The sequence below is a fragment of the Candidatus Moraniibacteriota bacterium genome (genome assembly GCA_035390125.1).
GTDB lineage: Bacteria > Patescibacteriota > Minisyncoccia > Moranbacterales > GWC2-37-73 > DAOOTD01.
In genome coordinates this window covers 308,841-331,461 of the sequence record DAOOTD010000001.1, presented here as the reverse complement: position 1 = coordinate 331,461, position 22,621 = coordinate 308,841, and the positions used below count along the sequence as shown (strand labels likewise).

18 protein-coding genes are annotated in these 22,621 nt (G+C 33.2%); 13 read left to right on the top strand and 5 right to left on the bottom strand.

Going from position 1 to position 22,621, the window contains the following annotated elements:
- Position 1: 1 nt before the first annotated feature.
- Together PLR68_01700 and PLR68_01695 are read left to right on the top strand one after the other, a co-directional pair.
- Positions 2–883, top strand: a complete 882-nt coding sequence (locus PLR68_01700; protein ID HOW60453.1) for an AAA family ATPase — start codon at positions 2–4, stop codon at positions 881–883.
- A 172-nt stretch (positions 884–1,055) separates the two neighbouring features.
- On the top strand, positions 1,056–1,778 hold the full coding sequence (locus PLR68_01695) for an FtsQ-type POTRA domain-containing protein (protein HOW60452.1): 723 nt from the start codon (positions 1,056–1,058) through the stop codon (positions 1,776–1,778).
- Between the two features lie 44 nt (positions 1,779–1,822).
- On the opposite strand, the gene PLR68_01690 is transcribed toward PLR68_01695, so the two are convergent.
- Both PLR68_01690 and PLR68_01685 read right to left on the bottom strand, forming a co-directional pair.
- Positions 1,823–3,643 (bottom strand): glycosyltransferase family 39 protein, encoded by a 1,821-nt coding sequence (locus PLR68_01690; protein ID HOW60451.1) that lies wholly within the window; start codon positions 3,641–3,643, stop codon positions 1,823–1,825.
- A 15-nt stretch (positions 3,644–3,658) separates the two neighbouring features.
- The gene (locus PLR68_01685) at positions 3,659–5,218 is read right to left on the bottom strand and encodes a glycosyltransferase family 39 protein (protein HOW60450.1); all 1,560 of its coding nucleotides are present in this window, start codon (positions 5,216–5,218) and stop codon (positions 3,659–3,661) included.
- Between the two features lie 242 nt (positions 5,219–5,460).
- On the opposite strand from PLR68_01685, the gene PLR68_01680 reads away from it, so the two are divergent.
- The 6 genes from PLR68_01680 to PLR68_01655 all read left to right on the top strand — a co-directional run bounded on the left by PLR68_01680 (position 5,461) and on the right by PLR68_01655 (position 12,485).
- Positions 5,461–6,087 carry a hypothetical protein gene (locus PLR68_01680; GenBank protein ID HOW60449.1) on the top strand — a complete coding sequence of 209 codons (627 nt, stop codon included), beginning with the start codon at positions 5,461–5,463 and terminating at the stop codon, positions 6,085–6,087.
- Positions 6,088–6,092: 5 nt separating this feature from the next.
- The gene (locus PLR68_01675) at positions 6,093–6,779 is read left to right on the top strand and encodes a hypothetical protein (GenBank protein ID HOW60448.1); all 687 of its coding nucleotides are present in this window, start codon (positions 6,093–6,095) and stop codon (positions 6,777–6,779) included.
- 194 nt (positions 6,780–6,973) lie between these two features.
- Positions 6,974–9,166 (top strand): hypothetical protein, encoded by a 2,193-nt coding sequence (locus tag PLR68_01670; protein ID HOW60447.1) that lies wholly within the window; start codon positions 6,974–6,976, stop codon positions 9,164–9,166.
- Between the two features lie 35 nt (positions 9,167–9,201).
- Positions 9,202–9,525: a hypothetical protein gene (locus PLR68_01665; protein ID HOW60446.1), complete on the top strand. Its 324-nt coding sequence runs from the start codon at positions 9,202–9,204 to the stop codon at positions 9,523–9,525.
- A 14-nt stretch (positions 9,526–9,539) separates the two neighbouring features.
- Positions 9,540–9,977, top strand: coding sequence for a hypothetical protein (locus PLR68_01660; GenBank protein HOW60445.1), 438 nt, complete (start codon positions 9,540–9,542; stop codon positions 9,975–9,977).
- Between the two features lie 45 nt (positions 9,978–10,022).
- On the top strand, positions 10,023–12,485 hold the full coding sequence (locus PLR68_01655) for a type IV secretion system DNA-binding domain-containing protein (GenBank protein HOW60444.1): 2,463 nt from the start codon (positions 10,023–10,025) through the stop codon (positions 12,483–12,485).
- 70 nt (positions 12,486–12,555) lie between these two features.
- Here PLR68_01655 and PLR68_01650 read toward each other — a convergent pair whose 3' ends face one another.
- Complete coding sequence (locus PLR68_01650) at positions 12,556–15,060, bottom strand: hypothetical protein (GenBank protein ID HOW60443.1); 2,505 nt, start codon at positions 15,058–15,060, stop codon at positions 12,556–12,558.
- A 325-nt stretch (positions 15,061–15,385) separates the two neighbouring features.
- On the opposite strand from PLR68_01650, the gene PLR68_01645 reads away from it, so the two are divergent.
- From PLR68_01645 to PLR68_01625, 5 genes are read left to right on the top strand one after another with little or no spacing between them, the layout of a single operon-like run.
- Complete coding sequence (locus PLR68_01645; protein ID HOW60442.1) at positions 15,386–15,991, top strand: hypothetical protein; 606 nt, start codon at positions 15,386–15,388, stop codon at positions 15,989–15,991.
- A 19-nt stretch (positions 15,992–16,010) separates the two neighbouring features.
- Positions 16,011–17,096 (top strand): DNA recombination protein RmuC, encoded by a 1,086-nt coding sequence (locus tag PLR68_01640; GenBank protein ID HOW60441.1) that lies wholly within the window; start codon positions 16,011–16,013, stop codon positions 17,094–17,096.
- Positions 17,083–17,463, top strand: coding sequence for a hypothetical protein (locus PLR68_01635; GenBank protein ID HOW60440.1), 381 nt, complete (start codon positions 17,083–17,085; stop codon positions 17,461–17,463). Before PLR68_01640 ends, PLR68_01635 begins: the two co-directional genes overlap by 14 nt.
- A gap of 6 nt (positions 17,464–17,469) precedes the next feature.
- Positions 17,470–19,158, top strand: coding sequence for a glycosyltransferase family 2 protein (locus PLR68_01630; GenBank protein HOW60439.1), 1,689 nt, complete (start codon positions 17,470–17,472; stop codon positions 19,156–19,158).
- Positions 19,159–19,173: 15 nt separating this feature from the next.
- On the top strand, positions 19,174–20,193 hold the full coding sequence (locus tag PLR68_01625) for an MraY family glycosyltransferase (protein ID HOW60438.1): 1,020 nt from the start codon (positions 19,174–19,176) through the stop codon (positions 20,191–20,193).
- Positions 20,194–20,313: 120 nt separating this feature from the next.
- Here PLR68_01625 and PLR68_01620 read toward each other — a convergent pair whose 3' ends face one another.
- Positions 20,314–20,904 (bottom strand): hypothetical protein, encoded by a 591-nt coding sequence (locus tag PLR68_01620; protein ID HOW60437.1) that lies wholly within the window; start codon positions 20,902–20,904, stop codon positions 20,314–20,316.
- 868 nt (positions 20,905–21,772) lie between these two features.
- Positions 21,773–22,615, bottom strand: coding sequence for a peptide chain release factor N(5)-glutamine methyltransferase (prmC, locus tag PLR68_01615; GenBank protein HOW60436.1), 843 nt, complete (start codon positions 22,613–22,615; stop codon positions 21,773–21,775).
- Positions 22,616–22,621: the final 6 nt, after the last annotated feature.

Below are 22,621 nucleotides of genomic sequence, written 5' to 3'. Positions count from 1 at the left end.
TATGGATTTTATTGGAAATCGGAAATCATTTTCAATTCTTCAAAAATCGCTAAGAAGCAATTCATTGAGTCATGCTTATATTTTTTCCGGCCCGCAGCGGGTAGGAAAATTCACTCTAGCTAAATTATTCGCACTGCATGCGATTTCGGGAACAGAAATGAATTCAGACATAAATGATTTTAGTAAAGATGCTCTGCTCGATTTGATCATAGTTTTTCCTGAAATTTTAGAAAAAAAAGGTATCTCTAAACAGCGAGAAATATCCATTGAATCTATAAGAGAGGCTAAAAAAGCGCTAAGTCTATTCCCTTACCATGGAAAATATAAGGTTATGATCATTGATGATTCTCATAAACTCAATATCTCGGCTCAAAATGCATTACTTAAAATTCTTGAAGAGCCAAATCCGACTACTATAATAATTTTAGTTACACATGAAATAGACAGAATTCTGCCTACAATCCAATCACGTTTGCAGATAATAAAATTTTCTTTAATTAATGATGAAGAAATGAAAATTAATTTTCCGAAAGATATTGTTTATCTTTCAGCCGGAAGGCCGGGATTGGCAAAAATCATAAATGAAAATGAAGAAGAAAAATCTTTCCGTTCAGAAGCTATTAATGGGTTTAATAAAATTATTAAGGGCTCGATTAATGATAAACTTATGCTAGCTGAAGAACTTTCTAAAGATATAACAAAAACCATAGAAAAATTGGATATTTGGCTATGGGAAATGAGAAAAAAGGCTATGTTATCAAATGAAGCTGAATGTAAAAAAATCTATACTGATATGGAAAAAATTCGAAAAAATGAAGAAATATTGAAAAACACAAATGCAAATCCTAGGCTTGTTTTAGAAACATTGTTTATGGATATATAAAAAAATGGCGAAAATGTATATAAAAAATTGCACTGGAAATGAAAACGCGAAAAAAATGCCCGGCAGGTCGTCGATATTTTTGAACATGATATCAAGATTTATATTCTATATGCTGCTGATTAGTTTTTTCGGGGTGTCCTTCTATATGTTTTTTTTCTCGGGATATTTAAAGATGAGTAATATAAAAATAACTGGTAATAATGAGATTAACAGTTTCGATATTCAGAATTCTTTGAGTGGATATTTGCAGGTAAATTTTTTGAAAATTATTCCAAAAGATAATTTTCTTTTTATTTCAGAGAAAAAAGTTTCCGAATTGCTTAAAAATAATTTTAAAAAAATACGTGCCGTAACTGTTTCTAAAGAATTTCCTGATTCTATTTCAATAAATATTGACGAAAGAAAGGCAGTATTAGTTTGGTGTTCCGGAGAAAAATGTTTTTTGATTGATGAAAATGGCACTGCATATAGCGTTGCTGATTTTAATTCTTCGGAAATATCCCAAAATCACCTGATTAGAATAAATGATATGAGTGAAAGGGACATTGCGATAGGCCAAAAGATTACAGATTATGATTTTGAACAGTATGTTATCGGAATAAAAAACGCTTTAAAAGGAATAGATTTAAAGATTAATAGTGGTGATGACGCATATTCAACGCCTTCAAACGTAGCCAATGAAATAGATGTGAAAGTTGAAAGTGATGTGAAGATCTACTTTTCTACCCAATTTTCCCTAATGAGCGCTATCGATTCTCTTGATATAATTTTTAAAAAAGAAATTACTAGGGATAAATTAGAAAGCATAGAATATATTGATCTCCGCAGTGAGGGTAAAGTTTTCTATAAATTTAAAGAGAACAATACTGAAAATAACAAAGAACAAAGTCAATAAAATACAAAAACATCCCAGATATTTCGGGATGTTTTTTACTTTTTTTATTGGTTTACTGGAGGCTGTTCTATATGATAAATAAGAATTGATTTGCCAATCATGGTTACAGGTTTATAATCCAATGTCCACCGATAGCTGTCTCCGACAGTTTTTTTAGTATCATAAATACTTCCTTGCAGAAAGTTGGTTGAAATTGCGTACCAGCCCGTTTCAACTGGTCTTTTACTGTCCCACCACATTACATATTTATCACCGATATAGTATTTGATGTCTCCGCCACCGAAATAGTCAACTCTTAATTTATCTATTTCAGGGTGTTGTTTCACATATGTTCTCAAGCGCTTCAAATCCTGTCCCCAGTCCGTATTGGAATCCGTAACATAATTATATCCATTTTTTGAACCACCTATGCTTTCATTAAAATAAGAAGTATAGCTCGGATAATTAAAAATAGGTATGGAAAAAATCCAAATCAATATAAGCAAAAATATCTGAGAGAAAGATCTCCGTGATGTAACATGGCTGTCTTTTATAAATTCAGATATCTTTTTGGATATAAGAAGATAGGCAAAAGGCAGAATAGGGAAAAGATGTCTGAAACCTATGTTTAACCCTCCACTGATACTGACATACGCATATAAAATTATAAAAATTAAAAATGAAAATTCAACAACTGATTTACTGAGAAAATCAGTAATCCGTTTTTTAATTTCTGGAAAAGAAAAATTAAAGTATACCTGTTTGATAGTATAAAAAATAGAAAGAATGGCCAGAAAAAGAAAAGGCAAGGTTTCCTTAATAAAGAAAACCACTGGGAAATACCAAGTGAATCCATTGCCAACCTGCTCAAGAAAATAAGCGCCATTCCCGCCTGATACCCGCTTGAATGTCCAAGCTGGACCAAATAGATATGTCCCTAGGGGGCGGGTGATGTCGCTTTGGTTTAAGGCGTGGAGAGTTTTGTTTGTGATTGTTGCCTTAAGGTTAGCATCATCTGCAGAAAAGAAAAAATCAATGGTTTTTGCAAAAGTCTCTTTGGGCATGTTGAAAATGTTTATTTCATATATCGTCCAGATTACAATAATCGCAACTAAAATAGCTACTGATCCCTTGAAAACATATTCACCCAGATTTGAAATCTTCATTTTCCAGTTATGCTTGCCATCATTCTTTTTTATTAATGGATACAGGATCATAATGAGTCCAAAAACCGGGATTGCTAAAATTGATGAAAATTTAGTGACCAAAAGAAGGCCCAGAAAAAATCCTCCCAGCAGTACGTTTTTCCAGGAAGGATTTTTGATGAATTTAAGAAAATAATAAAAAGAGAAAGTCAGAAAAGCTGCTATGCCGATGTCAGTGGTGACAAAGTGGTTGTGTCCTAATATATTCGGGTCGCAGGCGTATAGAATCAGCGCAAAAAGTCCAGCCGATGTTCCTGCCAATTCTTTGCCCCACTTAAAGAGAAATAAGCCTAGAAGAATAGAGATTAATATTATAGGAATTCTTGACCAAAATATAATTTTATCGGGATTATTTCCTGCTTCATAAAGCAAGTGTCTTCCGGCGGCCCATTGTCCTTCATCCCACATGTTTTTCAAGTCTCCAGTCCAGAATTTTTGTGAAGTATCAAAATTAAGATGCATAAACAGAAGAGGAAGACCAGACAAATCTTTTATAAGCGGAGGATGCTCAGGGTTAAGCCTGGTGTCATGCTGGGTGACGTAAGTATAAGCGGCTGGTATGTGTGCGACTTCGTCATAAGTTGCCGAATCGTTTTTAGCGTTCAAAACCGAAACAACAGTGAAAAAAGACATGACTAAGACTATAATATGCTTGTAGTATTTTTTTATGAATTTTTCCATAGACATTATTTGTTATTATTTTAATACGTAAAATATGTCACCAAAATTGTTTCTATGTTCTTCAAATGAAGTATTGGGGAATTTGTCACGAATCAGATTTATAATATTTGGTTCATAACTTGTAAAGATTACAGAAAAATCAGTTTTGTTATTGTCAGGTATGACATTTGCTTCTCCAGGATAAAAATAATATGTATTTGGCAGAGTAGGGTTAAGATATTTGATTGTCAGTCTTTGCATGCTTCCTGTGACTATATATTTTTGGGAAGATTCGGGAAGTGTCCTTATGTAATTTGAAACTTCCTTAAGATTTGCTTCAAAAGCCTGATGTTGTTTTGGATTATTGGCGAAAAAGAAAAAATATTTTATCGAATCCGCAATGCCTATGAAAGCGAAAGAAAAAATAAGACTTGAAATTACAAAAATTCTAAAGGAATTCCCATAGGAATGATATTTATTTATTATCCACATAAAAGGGATGACGGCAATAATCATTACGACTGGCAATGTGCCGATTGCTCTCAGTGCATGCGGGTTTCCTTCAGCAGCCAGGAATTCAGGAATAAGCAAAGTGAAAAACCATATCAAAAGAAAAGTATATATCTCAAGTCTGCGGTCTCGAACCTTGTTTTTAAATCTTATATAAATTAAACGGAAAAATTGAATCAATATGTAAACTAATCCTACAAGAAATGAAACTCCCACTAGCGGATTAAGCAATGGATAGGGAGGATAGTTGTGCCGCATATTCAAATCTCCCATGGCAAAATATTTTTGGATGCTTAGTCCGATTGTTTTTGAAAGCATTGTGGAAAGATGCCCTTTGTTTACTTCTGGGTTCAAAATAGAGATGTGCGAGGTTCTGGACGCATAATGTTCGGGATGAGAAACAAAAAAATCAAAAAGCATCGGACCTGAAGCGACAAACATGGCGACAGCAAACACAAAAACATGCTTCCAATATGCAGCTAGAAATTTTTTGCGGGTGATTATCAGGGAAATCAGAAGCACAATAAGAACCAAAGGTGAAACTCGGAAGGCAATATATGTGTGAAGGCCAAGGCCGTAAATAAAACCGGCAATGATAAAATCGTGCAATTTTTTCGTCCGAAGTCCTCTGAAAATGAAATAAAAAGCGAATGACAGGATAAAAGGAACCATTATCGCCCGGAAGCCTATGCGGGAAAAATTTATTGCCCAGTAGGAAAAAGCAATCAAATAGGCGCCAATAAGTCCGGCTATATAATTTTGAAAAAGTTCATAGATTAAAAGAAAAACACCAAGCACAGTTAAAGTTCCGAAAATCATAGAAGGTAATTTTAGAGCGAAAACTGTGCTGCCTAGGTATTTTATTGAAAGAGCTTGGATATTTATGAAAAGTCCCTCGCGTCCTTGGTTGTTTTCGTAAAAAAGTTTATATTCTCTGGTTGCATTAGCTTCCTGTGCATCAATGCCATTTTGTGCTTCATCAGGATATATGCCAGAAGGTATATTTTCTATATTTATTGAACGCAAACCAAAAGCTGCAATAATTATTGCAAACAATAAACAGAAAACTATTTGTTTTTGTTTCATTTTTTTGTTTATATCCGCTATTATGCTTTTTATTATACCACTAATTTTATTTTTTGGAACAGTATCCATTTTTGCCTAAAAACAGGGATAATTTTAGCATGTGTTCCTGCTCTTGACTTTTTTGTTGTTTTATGATAGAATAATATGTTATGGGATAGTCCCATAATAAGGTTTTCTGAAACCTTTAAAATGTTATTTTAAAAAATGAATATAATAAAAATAAAATATAGGAGGGATGTATTATGGCAGCAGGAAATAAGGAGGGTCTTCAGTGGATAATGACTCTTATGAATACTTTGTACAGTGTTTTTGATACACTGGGCAAAGTTAGCGAGAAGGTCCCAGATCAATGGAAGCAAAGACTTCCTGGATTCATGGGTTGGTCTCTCGAAGACGAGAGAATATTTGACGGAATCCTCGGGCAGTTAAAAAACGAGGAGCAGGTAATAATCTCGAACTTTCTTTTCAATCAATGTAAGGAATTTGAGAGAAATAGGTTTATAAATGTTGTTGCGGGAATGGAAGTTGTTCCCGCAAAACCAGAGGAAAAGGAGACGCGCTGGAGCGAGAAAACCGGGGGTGTTGTTTTTGAGAAAACCAAAGCCGGGTCTCCCGGAGTTGATTGTCGGAAGATTTTTTTGGAAAAATTTGCTTCCCTGATCAAAAATGATTTTGGAGGAGACTTGCAGAAAGCTTATGACTTCTGCATCAGCGGTCGGATTATAATTCCCGATCCGATGCATCAGAAAGCCAAGAGGTCTTTCAATGATTTGACTCAAAAAGTCAAAAATGCGTCAACCGATTTTTCTAACGACTGCAGGTCGTTCAGGGAAAGAGCTCGTATTCACAGACAAAATAAAAGGAGGTAAAGAACATGCCTATCGCTATTGAGGTGTTAGTTCTATTAGTTGTAGCGGCAGTTTTCAGAAATGAAATTGCTGATTTGGTTGGTGGCGTATGTGATTATGCAATCGCCGATGTTTTTCCAATAATCATCAGAGCCTTGATCGTTATAGCTGTTGTTTGGTTTTTAATAACAGCTACAATAATCTTTACAGGTATATATGCCAATTCAAAAGGGTGTGCTGTTGTAATAAGCATACTGCTTCCGCTCTGGTTTGCTGCAACAGTTTTTTCATTCGCGGATAAGTATAAAGTATTTGGGCCGGTGGTGAAAATGTTAAGAAGCAAATTTATAGCTGGCACAATTATTGTTGCAACTGCAGGATTGTTGTTTGGCGTTTGGTCGCCGGATGCTAAAGCCAGTTTTAATAACTGGCAATCGGCCAAGCAGAAAACAATTACCATGGCGATGGAAAGGTCTGCCGAACTGGGTTCGATAGGGAAGCTGAATAGTATATCAGTTGCCTACAACAGCGGTGGCGTTATACTTGATCGTGAAGGCAAAGAACCTATGAGGTTCAAACCCGGAACACGAGTAAAGTTCCTAGAAAGGAAGGCCCCACAAGGAATGATTTGGGTACAGTTGGAAAACCAATTCGGGGACTTTGTAACCGGCAACAATGAGGTCATGTTCCCAATTGACAAAGTAGATTTATAAATTGATAACTTCTTATAAAAGGAGGTGATATAAAGCCTAGAGAAATTTTTCTCTAGGCTTTTAAAATTTCCAGAATTATCCACAGCTATGGGATTAAATTGTATTTTGTGGTATAATTTATTTAAACAAACATTAAAGTTTATATTAATGTGTTTGAATCGTATTTAATTATGATCCAAACATGCTGATTTTCTATGGAAAAACCAAATATCGATAATCACGATGAAGATGAGGAAATCCCGTTTGGATTCAATCCTAAAAACATGTATCCGGATTTAGTTGAGATGAATGAAGAAAAAGAGGGAGAAGATGAAGCAGAAAAAAAGGCGTGGGAAAATTATGAAAGATTTCCTGATCAAGAAGAAGCAGCTGAAAACAAAAAAGAAGAAGTCAAATCAACAGAAGCTGAACCGGAAAACAAAGATAAAAACATAGAAACAAGAGAACAAAAAATAGAAAGATTAAGAAAAGAAGTCGATGAAGCACGCAAGGAATATCTGGAAGTTGATTACAAAAAAAACACAGCGCTTACCCGTATCAGAAAATTTTTTATAAGTGTCAGAAAAGACAATGAAGGAAGGCAATTTGAAAAAGACACGGAAGTCGCTTTCTTAAGGGCACATTATGACAATAAACTTTTTGATTTGCAAAAAGAATTAAGTGCAGGAGCAAAGGAAAAAGGAGCTACGAATGAAGAATTAGAAAAGATATACATAGAGTTTATAACAGAACAGAGGATAACAATGGCTGATGAAACTTCCAATGTGAGAGCTGAACAGATGTTCAAATCTAAATGGGGACAGATAGGTGATAAATTAGCCAGTGTTATAAAAGATTATAGAAGCTTGCCTTTAAAAAGAAAATTGCAAATAAGCGCTGTTTTTATGGGTATGACTGCTTTGACAGTTGGAACAGGAGCAGCAGCTATTGTTGGCGGAGCAGTGGTTGCCAGAAGAGTTTTTATGGGCATGGTAGCTGGCTATGGTGCGAAAAAAGGGCTTGAAGCTTGGGGAAAAAAGAAGGAAAAGAAACAAGTTGAAAAAGAAAAGCAAGATTTTTCAGAATATCTGAAAAATCTGGAAAAAATGAGTGATGAAGAAAAAAGAAATGAATTGCTGAAGTATAGTAAATACAAAATAAAAGAAAATGCTTCCAAGGAAGAAAAGGAAAAGCAAGAAGAAAAGATTAACCATGCTATTCAAAAAGAAAACTTCAGATTTGCGATATTGGAAGCAAAAACGGAAGAAATAGCCATTAAAGACAAAGAAAATTATATTAATAAGATAAAAAATAGGGACATCAAACAAACTGCGACAGGAGTGGCAGTGGGATCCGTGATTGCTTTCGGTGGTCAGATATATAGATTTTTTAGTGATCATTTTGGGCCGGAACAGGCTGAGCAAATTAGTCATGGTTCTACTGATAAGCTTAATTATGATAAAATTAATAAAAGCAGTTTAATGGGAGGTAATCCTAACGTAGAAGAAACAATTAATGATAAAGGAGCTATCTCAGTTAAAGGCATTCATGAAGGATTGCCAGATTCTGCACATGTTGAAAATTTAACGATAAAAGAAGGTAGCAGTATTGAAAAAACGTTAATTGAATACATGAAAACTTCCCACCCTGAAATCAAAAATCCCGGAGCTGCCGCACATCGTATCTGGCTGGATTATATGCATGACAACAAAGAAAATATCATAAAATCTGTCGGTGCCGACGGATATGAAAGTATGCTGAAAGATGGAATGGTAAATGTAAAAGCCGGCACAGGTTTGAATGTAGTTTTTGATAAAAACGGATTAAGCCTGCACAATATAGCCGGAAACATAAGCCATATTGAACATGCCGATTTCAGTCCTGATGATTTTAAGTCTCCTTCGCTTGAAGATATCTCAGCTCCCGAAGAGCCTGCAGTTGAAGATAATATCACTCCGGAACCTGAAGAATTTTCTGATCAAGCTACAATAGATGAAATGAAAGAGTCTAGCGCTGATTTGCAGTCAGATATAGATAAATTAGAGAAATATGAAAAATATGTATCCCATCACGCAGGCCCACAGGCAGCTATGGAGCGTAATTTTGCCAATGCGGAACTGCACAAACTTTTGATGGAAAAGAGCATCTTAGATCTGCCAGACACCAGGGGCAGTGCCATTGAAATTAAAAATAATATTTTCGGTAAATCTGTAAAAATTTTTTCAGAACTTAAAAATCAAAATTTAGCTGAAATTATGAAATCAGAAGAGGCTAAAGCAGCTTTTCTGGAAAAAATTCCAAAGAAAGGAGCAATGTTTTTCAATAAACTTATAGAACAAGTGCCACCTAAACCGGGAGACACTACGATCAGATGGATTGCCAGGGTTGTAATTGAGGCTAAGAAATAAAAGATGGATAAAAAAAATAAAACTAAAATAAAAATATGGCAACAAAGATAGATGAAAATATAAATCCTCAGTCAGCAGCTCTGGCCGGGCTGATAAAAGATCTTGGAATCAACACCCTCTCTAAAAATAAACAGGATGAACTTTTGATTAAAATGACGGAAGTTTTGCTAAAACGCATTTTCTTGGAAACAATGGAAAAACTTGGTGAACAGGGCAGGGAAAGGTATGAAAAAATAATAGAAGGTGAGGTTACTCCGGAACAGATGGAAGAATTTTTTATGGATAATATAAAGGATTATGATAAAATGGTTGAGAGAGTTATTGAGGAATTTAAAAATGAAATGGTAACTGGTAATTAATAAGTATAAAAAATATGGATCCAGTAAAGTATAATTTAGAACCGATAGATGAAAGTGATTTGAATTTTAACAAGGAAGAGCCGATAAAAAAGGAAAACAATCCTGAAAATGCTCCTCTTTCAAAAGTTGAACGCGAATCTTACCAGGAAATAAGTGCTGTCGAGAAGGATGATGCTTATAGTAAAATTTTATCAAAAATAAAAACCCAGACCGATGACAATGCAAGCCAGAGTGACATTGTAAGTGATGCTAAAACAGGAATGCAGATAATGGATGCAGAAACACAAATCCAGCATCTTATAGACCTTGCCCAGCAGAAAGGTGTTATTCATGCGGTTAAAGTCGCTAGGCATATGGAGAATAACTACGTTTTAGACACTTTTCATGATAGAATGCTGGCTGATGAACTGCATGACGCATTAGTTAAAAGGGGAATGATAAAAGAAATATAGGTTATAAATTTAAGTTTTGGTATTGAAATATAAATAAAAATAAAAATGAATAATTTTGATTTGAATGTTATTTTTGTTCCATTGGCTATACTTCTTTCGGTAATCGCTTTTTTAAGCGGTTTTTTCTGGATTTTCCGTAGCTTTTTAAACTATCGCGCACAAATCAGCCGAAGCATGAATATGGATCTTGAAATAGTGCGTGTAACGAAAATCATAAAAGAAAAGAAAGAAACTTCAGCGGATAGTGAAGCTTGGAAAGAAGAAATTGGAGCCATGGAACAACTCCTAGCTTCTCTTTCCAACATTCGGGAGAAAAAATCTTTTTTAGCTCAGTTTTTATATGATGAACCTTATATAGCTCTTGAAATAGCTAATCCTTCTAACAGCGAGGAAATATTTTTTTATTTAGCAGTACCTAAAAAATTTCGTGAAAGTATAGAAAAACAAATTCATAGTTATTTTCCAAATTCTTCAATTGAAAAAGTTACAGATTATACTATTTTTTCTCCAAAGAGTTTTACCGCAGCAGCGATGTTGGGACTTAAAAAAAGTCATGCTTTGCCTGTCCTTACTTATGAAAGTATGAATGTCGATCCCTTGAATGAGATATCTAATGCACTCAGCAAGCTTAAATCAGAAGAAGAGGGAGCCGCTATCCAGATCATTTTGCGCAATGCAGGAAAAAAATGGCGTAATTTAGGACGCTCTATTGCACATAATATGCAACAGGGGAAACAGCTCAAAGATGCTCATCCAGGCTCGATAGCTATAGAGCTTGGGAAAGGCATGGTTCAAGTTGTCCAAAATAAGCCAGCAGAAAAAATTCTCAACAAAAATGCTGTTCAATTAACCCCCGAAGAGCAAGAGTTGGTCAAAAAAATTGAAACAAAATCAAATAAAGCTGGCTTTAAGGTAAATATACGTATGCTTGCTTCTGCCGACTCTCAGCAACGTGCCGATGAAATATTAGCCCAGATGGAAAATGCGTTCGGACAATTTGAAAACCATGAAGTCAATCACTATGTAATTAAAAAAAGAATAAAAGAGAAAAAAATATCATTTGATTATATCTTTAGAAATTTTGATGAAGATAATTCTATGATTTTGTCCACAGAAGAAATTGCCAGTATCTTTCATTTCCCAATTTCCACCACTGAAACTCCAAAAATAAAATGGCTCAAAGCTGGAGCTGCTCCGCCACCTACAAATATTCCAAAGGAAGGCATATTGTTAGGGTTTAATGATTATAGGGGACTAGAAACTCCAATTCGTATTACTGACAATGACAGAAGAAGGCATCTTTATGTTATAGGTCAAACCGGCGTTGGTAAATCGGTTTTTCTTCAAGAAATGGCTAAACAAGACGCGAGGAATGGAAAAGGTTTCTGTTTTATTGATCCGCATGGAGATGCTATTGAAGATATTTTAACTTCCATACCTAAGGAAAGAGCAGAAGATGTCATTATTTTTGATCCGTCTGATGTTGAACGCCCATTTGGTCTTAATATGCTTGAATATGACCCTTCACATCCAGAACAGAAAACTTTTATTATAAATGAAATGATAGGCATCTTTGATCAATTGTATGATCTTAAAGCAACTGGTGGTCCTATGTTTGAACAATATGTCAGAAATGCAATGCTTCTTATTATGGAAGATCCTGAGTCTGGCTCTACTCTTATGGAAATTTCCAAAGTTTTAGCGGATGAAAATTTTAGAAAAATGAAGCTTTCTAAATGTAAGAATCCGGTAGTTTCAGATTTTTGGCTGAAAGAAGCTGAGAAAGCCGGAGGTGAAGCGGCTTTAGCAAATATGGTTCCTTATATTACTTCAAAACTTACAACTTTCGTTTCTAATGATATGATGCGTCCAATTATTGCCCAGCAAAAAAGCACTCTCAATTTCAGGGAGACAATGGATAATGGCAAAATATTGCTTGTTAATTTATCAAAAGGAAAAATAGGAGAAATTAATGCCAGGCTCTTGGGTATGGTAATAGTAGGAAAGGTATTAATGGCAGCTCTTTCAAGGGTTGATACGCCGGAACAAGATAGAAAAGATTTCTACCTATATATGGATGAGTTTCAGAATGTAACTACCAATTCAATAGCACAGATCTTATCAGAAGCCAGAAAATATCGTTTGTGTTTAATTATAGCTCATCAGTTTATTGCCCAATTAAAAGAAGAAATCTCAAAAGCTGTTTTTGGTAATGTCGGATCACTAGCAGCTTTTCGTGTAGGAGCTGAAGATGCGGATTTCTTGGAAAAACAGTTTTTACCAATTTTTACCGCTAATGATTTGGTAAATGTAGACAATAGAAACTGTTTTACTAAAGTTTTAATCAATAATGAACTTTCAAAGCCTTTTAATATGAAAACATATTCTCCAACCAAGGGTGATCAGGTTACAGCGAATTATCTGAAAGAGCTTTCCAGATTGAAATATGGAAGAGATGGCAATATTGTAAATAGGGAAATTATGGAAAGAGCAAAATTCTCAGTATAAGAAACAAAGCAATTTTTAATTAAATAAAAATTCAATATTAAAACGGCTCAAATGCCGTTTTAAATTTTACTTATTGTATTGAAATTGAAATCAATTCCGAAGAAGTTGTTATGTAGGCAAGTTTATTGATTTCGTCGACTGAAAGTGAAGTCCCATTAGCTAAGGATTCATTAAAGTATTGTTTGATAATAGTGCCGTCGGTTTTATTATACTGAATTATCCTTGATTTTTTGGCATCTAAAGCGTAAAGCGATGAAGAATTTATGTTTGTAAAAATCTTATCAAAATTGACTGGCGTATTGGAATTTTCCAGGGAGAAATCTTGTTTTTTGCCTTTAAATAATTTCAAAACGGAATTATTCTGGACGCAATAAATATTTTCATCAATCGTCATATCTGAAATTCCGCTCAAAGAAAGGTCTTCTTTGAGCCAGCTTGTTTTGTTTCCAAATCCGCCGGTTACCCTTGGATAACGGTAAATTTGATTGGTTTGTGGGTCAAGCATATAAATGTAGGTCAGGTATGTACCTATAAAGTAGCTAGAAATATTCTCTGAAAGGTTTATGTTTTCTGAAATGAATTTTGAAGAAACTGGGCTGAATGAAACAATTTTATTCTTATCGGTAACAATAAATATTAGTGACAGATCTTTCATGAAAGTTGCTTTTGAAGATACGCCTGAATTTTCAGGCAGAGTGTATTCTTTTTGTTCTCCGTTGTTTATAATAATAACACTGTTTTTTGTAATGCCAGCTATACCATTATTTGTAACCATTGCGTTTATCAGATCGTTGCGAGACAAGATAATTTGCTTCTGTGTTGAAAGGTTAATATTTTTTTCGCTGGACAAAATTTCCGAAAGAGTTGGCTGAGCATTTTCCAGCTCGTTTATTGTGGGAATTTTTGTCCTATTCATCCACTTAACAATAAAAATAGGCCCAATGAATATAATTATAAGAGCCAAGAGAGTATATATTTTCTGGCTATAAGAAAAAGAAGAAAACAGTCTTTTTATTTTTGAAAAATGGGGGATAAATCCATATACCTTTTTGGCATCGCTAACATTTATTTGTTTTATTTTCTCATATGCTTTGATCGCTAAATTACGTACATATGCGGATATTTTACCTAGAACATTAATAATTTTATTTGCTATTTTCTTAAGAGCAGAAACAAAAATAGCTATCCTTGATTCTTTTTCTTCATTTTCTACTACATTTGTGGGCTTATTGTTTTCTTCAATAGTGATTTTTCGTTCTTGCTCTACTGCAATTTCAAGTTTTTCCTTAAAAGTTAGTTCTTGAGGTTTGCCTGATATTGTTATTTCTTCAATTTTAACAATTTCTTCGATTTTTGGGGCATTATCAGGGGTTGCTGCTTCTTTCTCGTTCCGAGAAATCATTTCTTCATTTTCTTTTACTTCAAGCTCGAGTCTTACATCATTCATGGCTTTTTCTGCTTGTTCTTTTTTTATTTTTTCTTTCAAAACTTGCAGTTTTTTCTCCTTCTCTATCCTTAGAAGTTGTCGTTTTTTTGCCAATTGTTTTTTATATAGTGAAAATCTCCTTTTTATATCATTTTTTGCAGAATACCATCCTTGAGCGATTTTTTCTTTAGTCATATCCCAATAAAGGTTTATTCTTTTATTTTCATCGGATTCGTCATCTTCTCCCTGAACATAAATATGCCCAGTTTTTTTGTCGGTGTATTCATCCTCAGCTTTTTCTTTATTGCTACCCTCATTAAATTGGCTCTCATTAATTTCTGATTGATTTTGTGATTTTATAAATGTCTTTTCGCTGAAAACGTTTCCTATAGGAGATATTTTTTTTCTGGAACTGAAATTTTTGATTTCATTGGTAAGATTCGTGTCTGATATCTGGACAACCAAGGTTGCGATCAGTTCCAGTTGATTTGACAGAGCAGTTTTTAAAAGTTGAACGAATTTTTCTCCCTTGAAACGCTGAAAATTCTTTCTAAGTTCCGTAACGGAAAGAATATGAAAGATATCTTCTGATGTTATAAGTATCTGATCAAATTTTTCAAGTCTTCCGCTTGAGACATTAATAAAAGTTTTAAGAGGATGAGGTTCTGGAAAGTCTGATGCAAGCCCTTCACTTAAATCAGTAAGCACAGTGTTTCTGTATAAGAAAATTTTTGCTTTACCTGAAACACTGAAGTGTGCATTATTCTTTTCCAAAACAAATATCGCAGCATCTAGTTTGCCTAGCCATTCAATGTTGCCTTTATTAGCTATTTCTGAAAGCGCTAAATTAACTTTGTGAAGTGCGCTATCTAAGCTTTCGGCGACCGAACGTTTTGGATTATTGTAGTATTCTTTTTTTAAGGTTAAAGTCAGAAAGTTTACAATATATGCCGAATCTTTACTGTAATCTTTAATTTCAAAAAAACCTATAAGCGATCCAAGCGGTTGTTGGTATATGTTTTCTGGATAATATTCAAAAACCTCAACATAAGGCTTGAGTGAGGGATTATTTATAACTAAAACAGGTGAAATTGTTTTTTCCAGCTCCTTAAACACTTCTTTTTTATTGTTATGATTTCTTGAGGACATAATAGCCTTGTTTATAATAGGATTATACAAACATAGCACCTCAAGTTTACCTCCACGCCAATTGGCGATTGCTTAGTTAAATTTTGCAAAACAAGCTAAAATTGCCCTTATATTCTCTCCGATTAGCGTGGAGGTATATCTGCATACATAATATAGTAATTTAATACTCTTTGCAACAAAAATATATAATACATAGGCATTTTACTTTTTATATAGATGATATATAATGTCCTTAATGATAATAATGGCCTAGCCAAGCTTTTTATGCGTTTGCAGGCTCATATTTAGGCCTTAATTTTAATTAATTTTAATCTACACAAGGAATATGTCTGAAATTTTAGAAAAACTTTTTGGTTCAAAAACCAGAACAAGGGTTTTGAGATTTTTTCTTCTTAATCCGGATAAGGAATTCAGAGCTACGGAGGTTTCCAAAAAAAATATGCTTTCTTCTGTGTCTGTAAGGAAAGAAATAAAAGAATTGAAAAAAATAAAATTTTTAGTTGAGCACAGAAAAAGAGGTGTAAAATTTTATGCTCTTGATAAAACTTTTTATCTTTATTTTGAATTAAAAAATTTATTTGCAAAATCTGCTTCTTCACCCCAATGCAAAAGCTTGGCTAAATTAAAAAATATAGGAGATGTAAAGTTGGCGCTTGCCAGTGGCATATTTCTGAATTATCCGAAAAGTAAGGTAGATATGATAATTGTGGCTAACAATGTCAGTCGTGGAAAATTAAAAAGCGTAATGAGCAGCCTAGAAGCTGAGGTTGGGAAAGAAGTAAGTTTTGTAATAATGAACAGTGATGAATTTAAGTATCGCATCGATATGCTTGATCGCTTTTTGATTGATTTTATTGAAGGCTCGCACATAGAATTGATAGACAAAATTCCAGGTTTTAAAAGATTTCTGCTTGGCCATAAAAAATATTGAAAAATAATAAATATTAAATATGCCTACACTTATAGTCGCAGTTTTGTCTGTTTTGCTTTTAGCCGCTTTATTGTGGCTTGTTTTTGATTTGAAAAAAAAGATAGAAAGTAAAAATAGTGACAGGGAAGCTGCTATTATCCAGGAAAAATTATCAATGCTTTTGGATGAAAATCGCAGGCTTAGGGATAAAATGGATGAAAAACTCTCTGAAACTCATAGAGCTACTCAAGAGCAAATAAACCATACTATGCAAACTGTACAGGGTATAACAGGACAATCTGCAAAACAGATTGCTGATATGGTTTCCAGTGTTACCAAGCTTGAAGAAACTAACAAGCAAGTTGTAAATTTTTCAGCTCAACTGCAAAATCTTCAGGATATATTAAGAAACACAAAGCAGCGGGGGATACTGGGAGAATATTTCTTGGAAACAACTTTAAAAAATGTTTTGCCTCCGGATAACTATAAAATGCAATATAAATTCAAAGACGGGGAAATAGTGGATGCGGTAGTTTTTGTGGGCAAAAGTATTGTACCCATAGACTCAAAGTTTTCTTTAGAAAATTATGAAAAGATAGTAAATGCTGTCAATGAAGTTGAAAGGGAAAAATATGAGAAACTTTTTAAACAAGACCTCAAAAACAGAATTGATGAAACATCTAAATATATACGTCCTGATGAAGGAACTATGGAATTTGCTTTTATGTTTATACCCAGTGAAACGATATACTATGATTTGCTTATGAGATCATCCCAGGTAAATTCTGCCGATCTTATAGAATATGCCTTTAATCAGAAGCATGTAATTATTGTTTCTCCAACAAACTTTTTAGCTTATTTGCAAACAGTTCTCCAGGGCTTAAGAGCTTTCCAAATTGAGGAAAATGCCAAGGAAATACGTACAAATGTTGAAAAATTAGGAAAGCACATCATAGCCTATGAAGAGTATTTCAAAAAAGTAGGTAATAATCTAGGAACAACGGTCAATAGTTACAACGCAGCATATAAAGAGTTGGGTAAAATCGACAAGGATGTTTCTAAAATAACTGAGAAAGAAAAAAAAATCGAACCTTTAGTATTGGAAAAACCTCATGAAATTATATAGCTTAATAATAAAAAAATTTTTTTTAAATGAATTTTTTACAAGCGGAATAGTACATTGGGTATTCATAGGTTCGCTTGTTGTTAATCTTGCAAATTGGGGCTTAATTATTTTTTTTATAAGGCCGGTTGATTTTTTATTAATACTGCACTATAATGTGTATTTTGGAGTAGACATTATTGGGCCATGGTGGCAATTATATTTTCTGCCTCTAATAGGAATAATAATTCTTAGCATAAATACAATTCTTAGCTATCTTTTTTATCAAAAAAAAGAAAGAATTATTGCCCATTTATTAATGCTGGCAGCTTTTATATCACAGGTAGGAATCACCATTGCTTCAGTAAGCATATTAATGATGAATTACTAAGATCATATGTCTATTTTTTATTTTCCTGACCCTAAAACAACTGATTTACGTGATCATCGCATACAAAGAATATTAGAGATTATTCCGGGTTCTTTAACATGGGCCACTCTTATCGGGATGTTTCTGCTTTCATTTATAAAGCCGGTTTGGATGGCTGTTTTTATAATAATGTTTGATATTTATTGGATACTAAGGACTATTTTTATAACTTATTATTCAATAGCTGCCTATAATAAATTTAAAAATGGTAAAAGCACTGATTGGTGGGAAAGATGCCAAAACATTGGTAATGCCGAAGAGTATCTTAAAAGTATTTCAGGAAAAATAAAATTATATAAAGACAGTTTGAGTGAAATTTATTCTTTCTTTGAACGACGCAAGGTTAAAAAAGAGATTGAAAGATTAAAAAAATACAAAAAAGAAGTTGAACTAATTAATAAATCCGGAAATGAAATAATAGATTGGAGAAAAATTATTCATGTAGTGCTTTTTCCCACTGCCAATGAAGGAGCAGAAATAATAGAACCAGCAATTCAGTCTGTTGCAGAAGGAAATTTTCCTAATCAGCAGATAATCATTTTACTTGCTACGGAGGAAAGGGAAAATGAAAAAGATAGGCTTAAAAAAGTAAATTACCTAAAAGATAAGTTCAAGGGAGTTTTTCGTGACTTTATAGTCACAACCCATGAAGTTGTCGAAGGTGAAATGAAATGTAAAGCATCTAATGCAACATATGCGGCCAAAAAATTAAAAATCTATCTAGATGAGCGGGGCATAGATTATAAGCGTGTTATTTTTTCTAATTTTGACTGTGATAGCGTTAGTCATCCGCAGTATTTTGCTGCTTTGACTTATGAATATATAACTAGTCCAGATCGACTCCAGATGGCTTATCAGCCTTTGCCCATGTATCATAATAATCTGTGGGATACCAATGCTTTTGTTAGAGTGATTGTTACTAGTTCTTCTTTTTGGCATATGTTCCAAAGCACACGTTCTGAAATGGTAACATTTGCTTCTCACAGCGAAGCTTTTGATACACTTGTAAAAGTAAACTTCTGGCCAGTAAACATCATAAATGAGGATTCAATTATTTTCTGGAAATGCTTCTCTTATTTTCATGGAAATTACAGAGTAAAGCCTATTTATTTACCTGTTTCTTTAGATGCTGTTTTAGCGGAAACTTATTGGAAGACAATAAAAAATCAGTATAAACAAAAAAGGCGATGGGCATATGGAATTGAACACTTTCCTACTTTGATGCGGGCAATTTGGCCTGACAAAAAAATAAAATTATCGAAAAAAATTAGAGCAGGATTTGAAATGATTGAAGGTCACTGGTCTTGGGCAACTTCAGCTTTTATTTTAGCAATCCTTGGATGGCTGCCAGTAATAATAGGAGGATCTGAATTTAATCAAAGTGTAATTGCTCATAACCTGCCTTTTATTACTAGGTATCTTATGACTCTCGCTGCCACTGGTCTGGTTATCTCAATGTTTTTAAGCTTTTCTCTTTTGCCGCCACGTCCTGCAAAATATTCAAAGAAAAGGTATGTGTATATGTTTTTACAGTGGTTTTTAGCTCCTATTATTGCACCGACTCTCGGGGCAGTTCCAGCCGTAGAATCTCAGACACGCATGATGATAAAAAAATATTTTGGTGAATTTTGGGTTACAGAAAAAATTAAAAAGTAAAAGTATCAGTACATTATGCAATTTTTTTTAATTCCATTCATCATTTCATTTATAATATCAGCATCTTTTTTGGTGTTATTCGTTTTATTAAATAAAAAGAAGAACTTTAATGATGTGCGAACATCCGATCGGCATATACATAACCACGACATTTCTCGTTTTGGGGGAGTCGCACTTATTATTTCCTTTATAGCAACTCTTATTTTAAATAATGCTCTAGTTATAACTACTCCATTGAAGGGGATACTTTTTGCTTCAGTATTTATATTAATTTTTGGAATTATAGACGACATGATAGAAATATCTTGGAAAATACAGCTTTTTTTCCAGGTAGCCATAATATTCTTTGTATATTTTATGGGTGTGCGCCTTCAATACATAACTAATCCCTTCGGGGGTATTTTTTTATTTGATGGACAGCTTAAATATTTTATTGGTTTTTTTATAATACTTGCCTGGATGTTGATTATAATAAATTCAATGAACTGGATTGATGGAATAGATGGAGCAAGCTCAGGAATAACATTGATAGGCGGAGCCGCGGTATTTATTTTGAGTCTTAGGCCTGAAGTAAACCAGCCTCCCATAGGCATAATTACAGCATCTTTAGTTGGAGGTGTATTAGCCCTGATGTTTTTTAATTTTTATCCTGCTAAAATTTTAGCCGGTACGAGCGGATCATTATTTATGGGTTTTATGCTGGCTGTTTTAGCTGTTTTTGCTGGCGCAAAAATAGCAACCACTCTACTGATTATGGCAGTTCCCGTAATAGATGCTTTTTGGGTAATAATCGAGCGTATTAGATCAAAAAGTTCCATATTTTCAGCCGATAAACGTCATTTACATTTCAGGCTCATAGAACTTGGATGGTCACAAAGAAAAATTTGTTTTTTTTATTATGCAATTACTGTTTTTATTGCAATTCTTGCTCTTAATACAAGAACAGTGGGAAAGACAGCAACGTTTATTTTATTCGTAATTGCTATGTTGAGTATGATAATATTAATCAAAAATAAAACTTCAAATAAAATATAAAAATTTTCTAAGTCAACATAAAACCCCGCAGTTGCGGGGTTTTATTATTGAAAGAGAAATTTGATTTCCTTTTCTGGAAAGAACGGCTGTGTTTTGCAATAGCACGCGTTATGCTAAATATCATGAGAGCGAAGATACGCGGGCGGAATATTTCTGTAGATTCTGAAGCTGTTTTTCGTTTAAGTTCTTAGACTGTGAGATAGCTTTTTGGATAAGATCTTTTGAGAACTCAACAGAAGTTCCCACCTTAACTCCTCCGCTATGTCCCACATTTTTCCTTAAATAATCTTCTATATAGATCTTATGCTCATTGGTTAAAGCTGAATCCGGATTTTTTTCAAGATAATTTGCGGCAGCCCTTCTGGCAAGAATAGTCAATCCGTCTCCTTTAACTGCAGTTTCAATAAAGGCATCCTCTGTTTCCTTGCTCATATTTTCAGGAGAAACTGTTGTTTTGGCCTCGGTCACCTTTGTTGTTTGTGACTGATCACCGCTTAAGGTAGCTGATGAATTTTGTTCAATATCAATGTTTTTTGTAGACTCATCGTTGTTTGCTATATTAGACACTTCTCTTTTTGAATAAGAATAAATTCCTCCAGCAATAAGCATAACAATAATAATACTTATAATAATGCGCAGGTTATCCTGAAACCATCTTTTAATGTCTTCAGATTGTAACTCTGATGGTTGTTCCGGCGTGTTTTCTTTCATAAAGTCACCTTCCTTTCTAGTTTATCCCCACGCCAATAATGCTTGTATCTTTTTTTATTAATATTTAATAAAAAAATAAAATTCATATACCTAGCCTAAGTATTTTTACAGGCACCATTGGTGTGGGGATTATTAGATAATTAATTGTCAAAGGACGCTTTCGTTGAAGCTTCATCCCGCCAAGGCGGGAAAAATCCTTCCCCTAGTCTTTTTATTGTATAGTAGCGTTATATCAGCGTCAACTGGACAAAAATAACTATTTAGGGGCTAATATAAAGGCAAAAATAGATAAAAATTATAAAAATTTTTTACATAAATTTATTTAAACTTAAGGAGATGATCTATAAAAAAATAAAAAATTTTATAATAATAAAAAGATGTCAAAACATTAAATTATTTTTTTAATTTTTTTTATTATTTAATAACCCGATTTGTAATTAATTATTTAAATGTGTATTTTAAGAATAAAAAAATTCAAAAAGTATAGATTTATTTTTTAATAATTTTTTTATTTCAAAATTTATTACCTGTGGATAACTTTTTTGCATTGCTTTTTAAAAAATATGCGTTATAATTATAGATAAGAAAAAAATATATTATATATTTTTTTGAAGTCGATAATAAAAATAAAATTTGTTTTATAAAAACAAAAATTGCTAGAAGGAGGTGACTTACTCATGGCTAAGAAAAAAGCAGCAAAAAAGAAAGTTGTTAAAAAAGCAAAAAAGAAAGTTGCTAAAAAGAAAGTTGCAAAAAAGAAGAAAAAATAACTCTTTAGATTAAGTTTTTATTCTTTAGCTTCATCGTAAGTTAAGGATATAAACGAACTAAAACCCCGATGTATCGGGGTTTTAGTTTTGCCTGATATTTACAGATAAATTTTGCATATTCTCCATCTTCCTGAAAAATCTTTTGTGAAAATTATTTTTGCTTCAGGAAAGGCATTTTTTGCTAATTTTTCAAGTTTTTCTTTCTGTTCTGGGCTGAATTCAAGCAGACAATTAAGGCTTATTGGTTTATGTTTCTCGCGAATTTCAATTATCTGTTTTATTATTTTTTTATAATGGCTTAATCCATTCTCGCGACTATACAATGCAGATTTAGGCTCATATTTTTTTATGTCATTGCTTACAGAGGAATATATTTTTTTTGAAAGATAGGGCAGATTGGCTATTATAATTAATTCCTTATTTTTAAATTTATTCAATAGCGGTTCTAATAAATTTCCTTGAAAGAATTTTATTTTTTTTTCTACCTTAATTCTCTTTGCATTAAGTCGGGCGATCACTAAAGCCTTTTTTGAAATATCTATTCCAATATAATTATTTTTGTTTTTTATTTTTTTTGCCAGAGTTATTATAATATTTCCGCTTCCAGTTCCTACATCAACTATAGTTTTATTTTTCGGATTATTTTTCATGATTTCCTCAACTAACAATTCAGTTTCTGGACGCGGTATTAAGGTATTTTTATTTACAATAAAATCCAAACCATAAAATTCCTTATGTTTCACTATGTATGCAATTGGTTCATGTGCAATCCTCCTTTTAATTAACTTCATAATTAATGAGTTCTTATTTTTTGTTATAAAAAATTCTGGATATGTTAAAACAAATTCCCTCGTTTTTTTGAGGGAATAGGAGAGGATCAATTCTATATCCAAAAAATCCAGTTGTTTTCTATATAATTTTATTATATCTTTAATAGTCATTTTAAT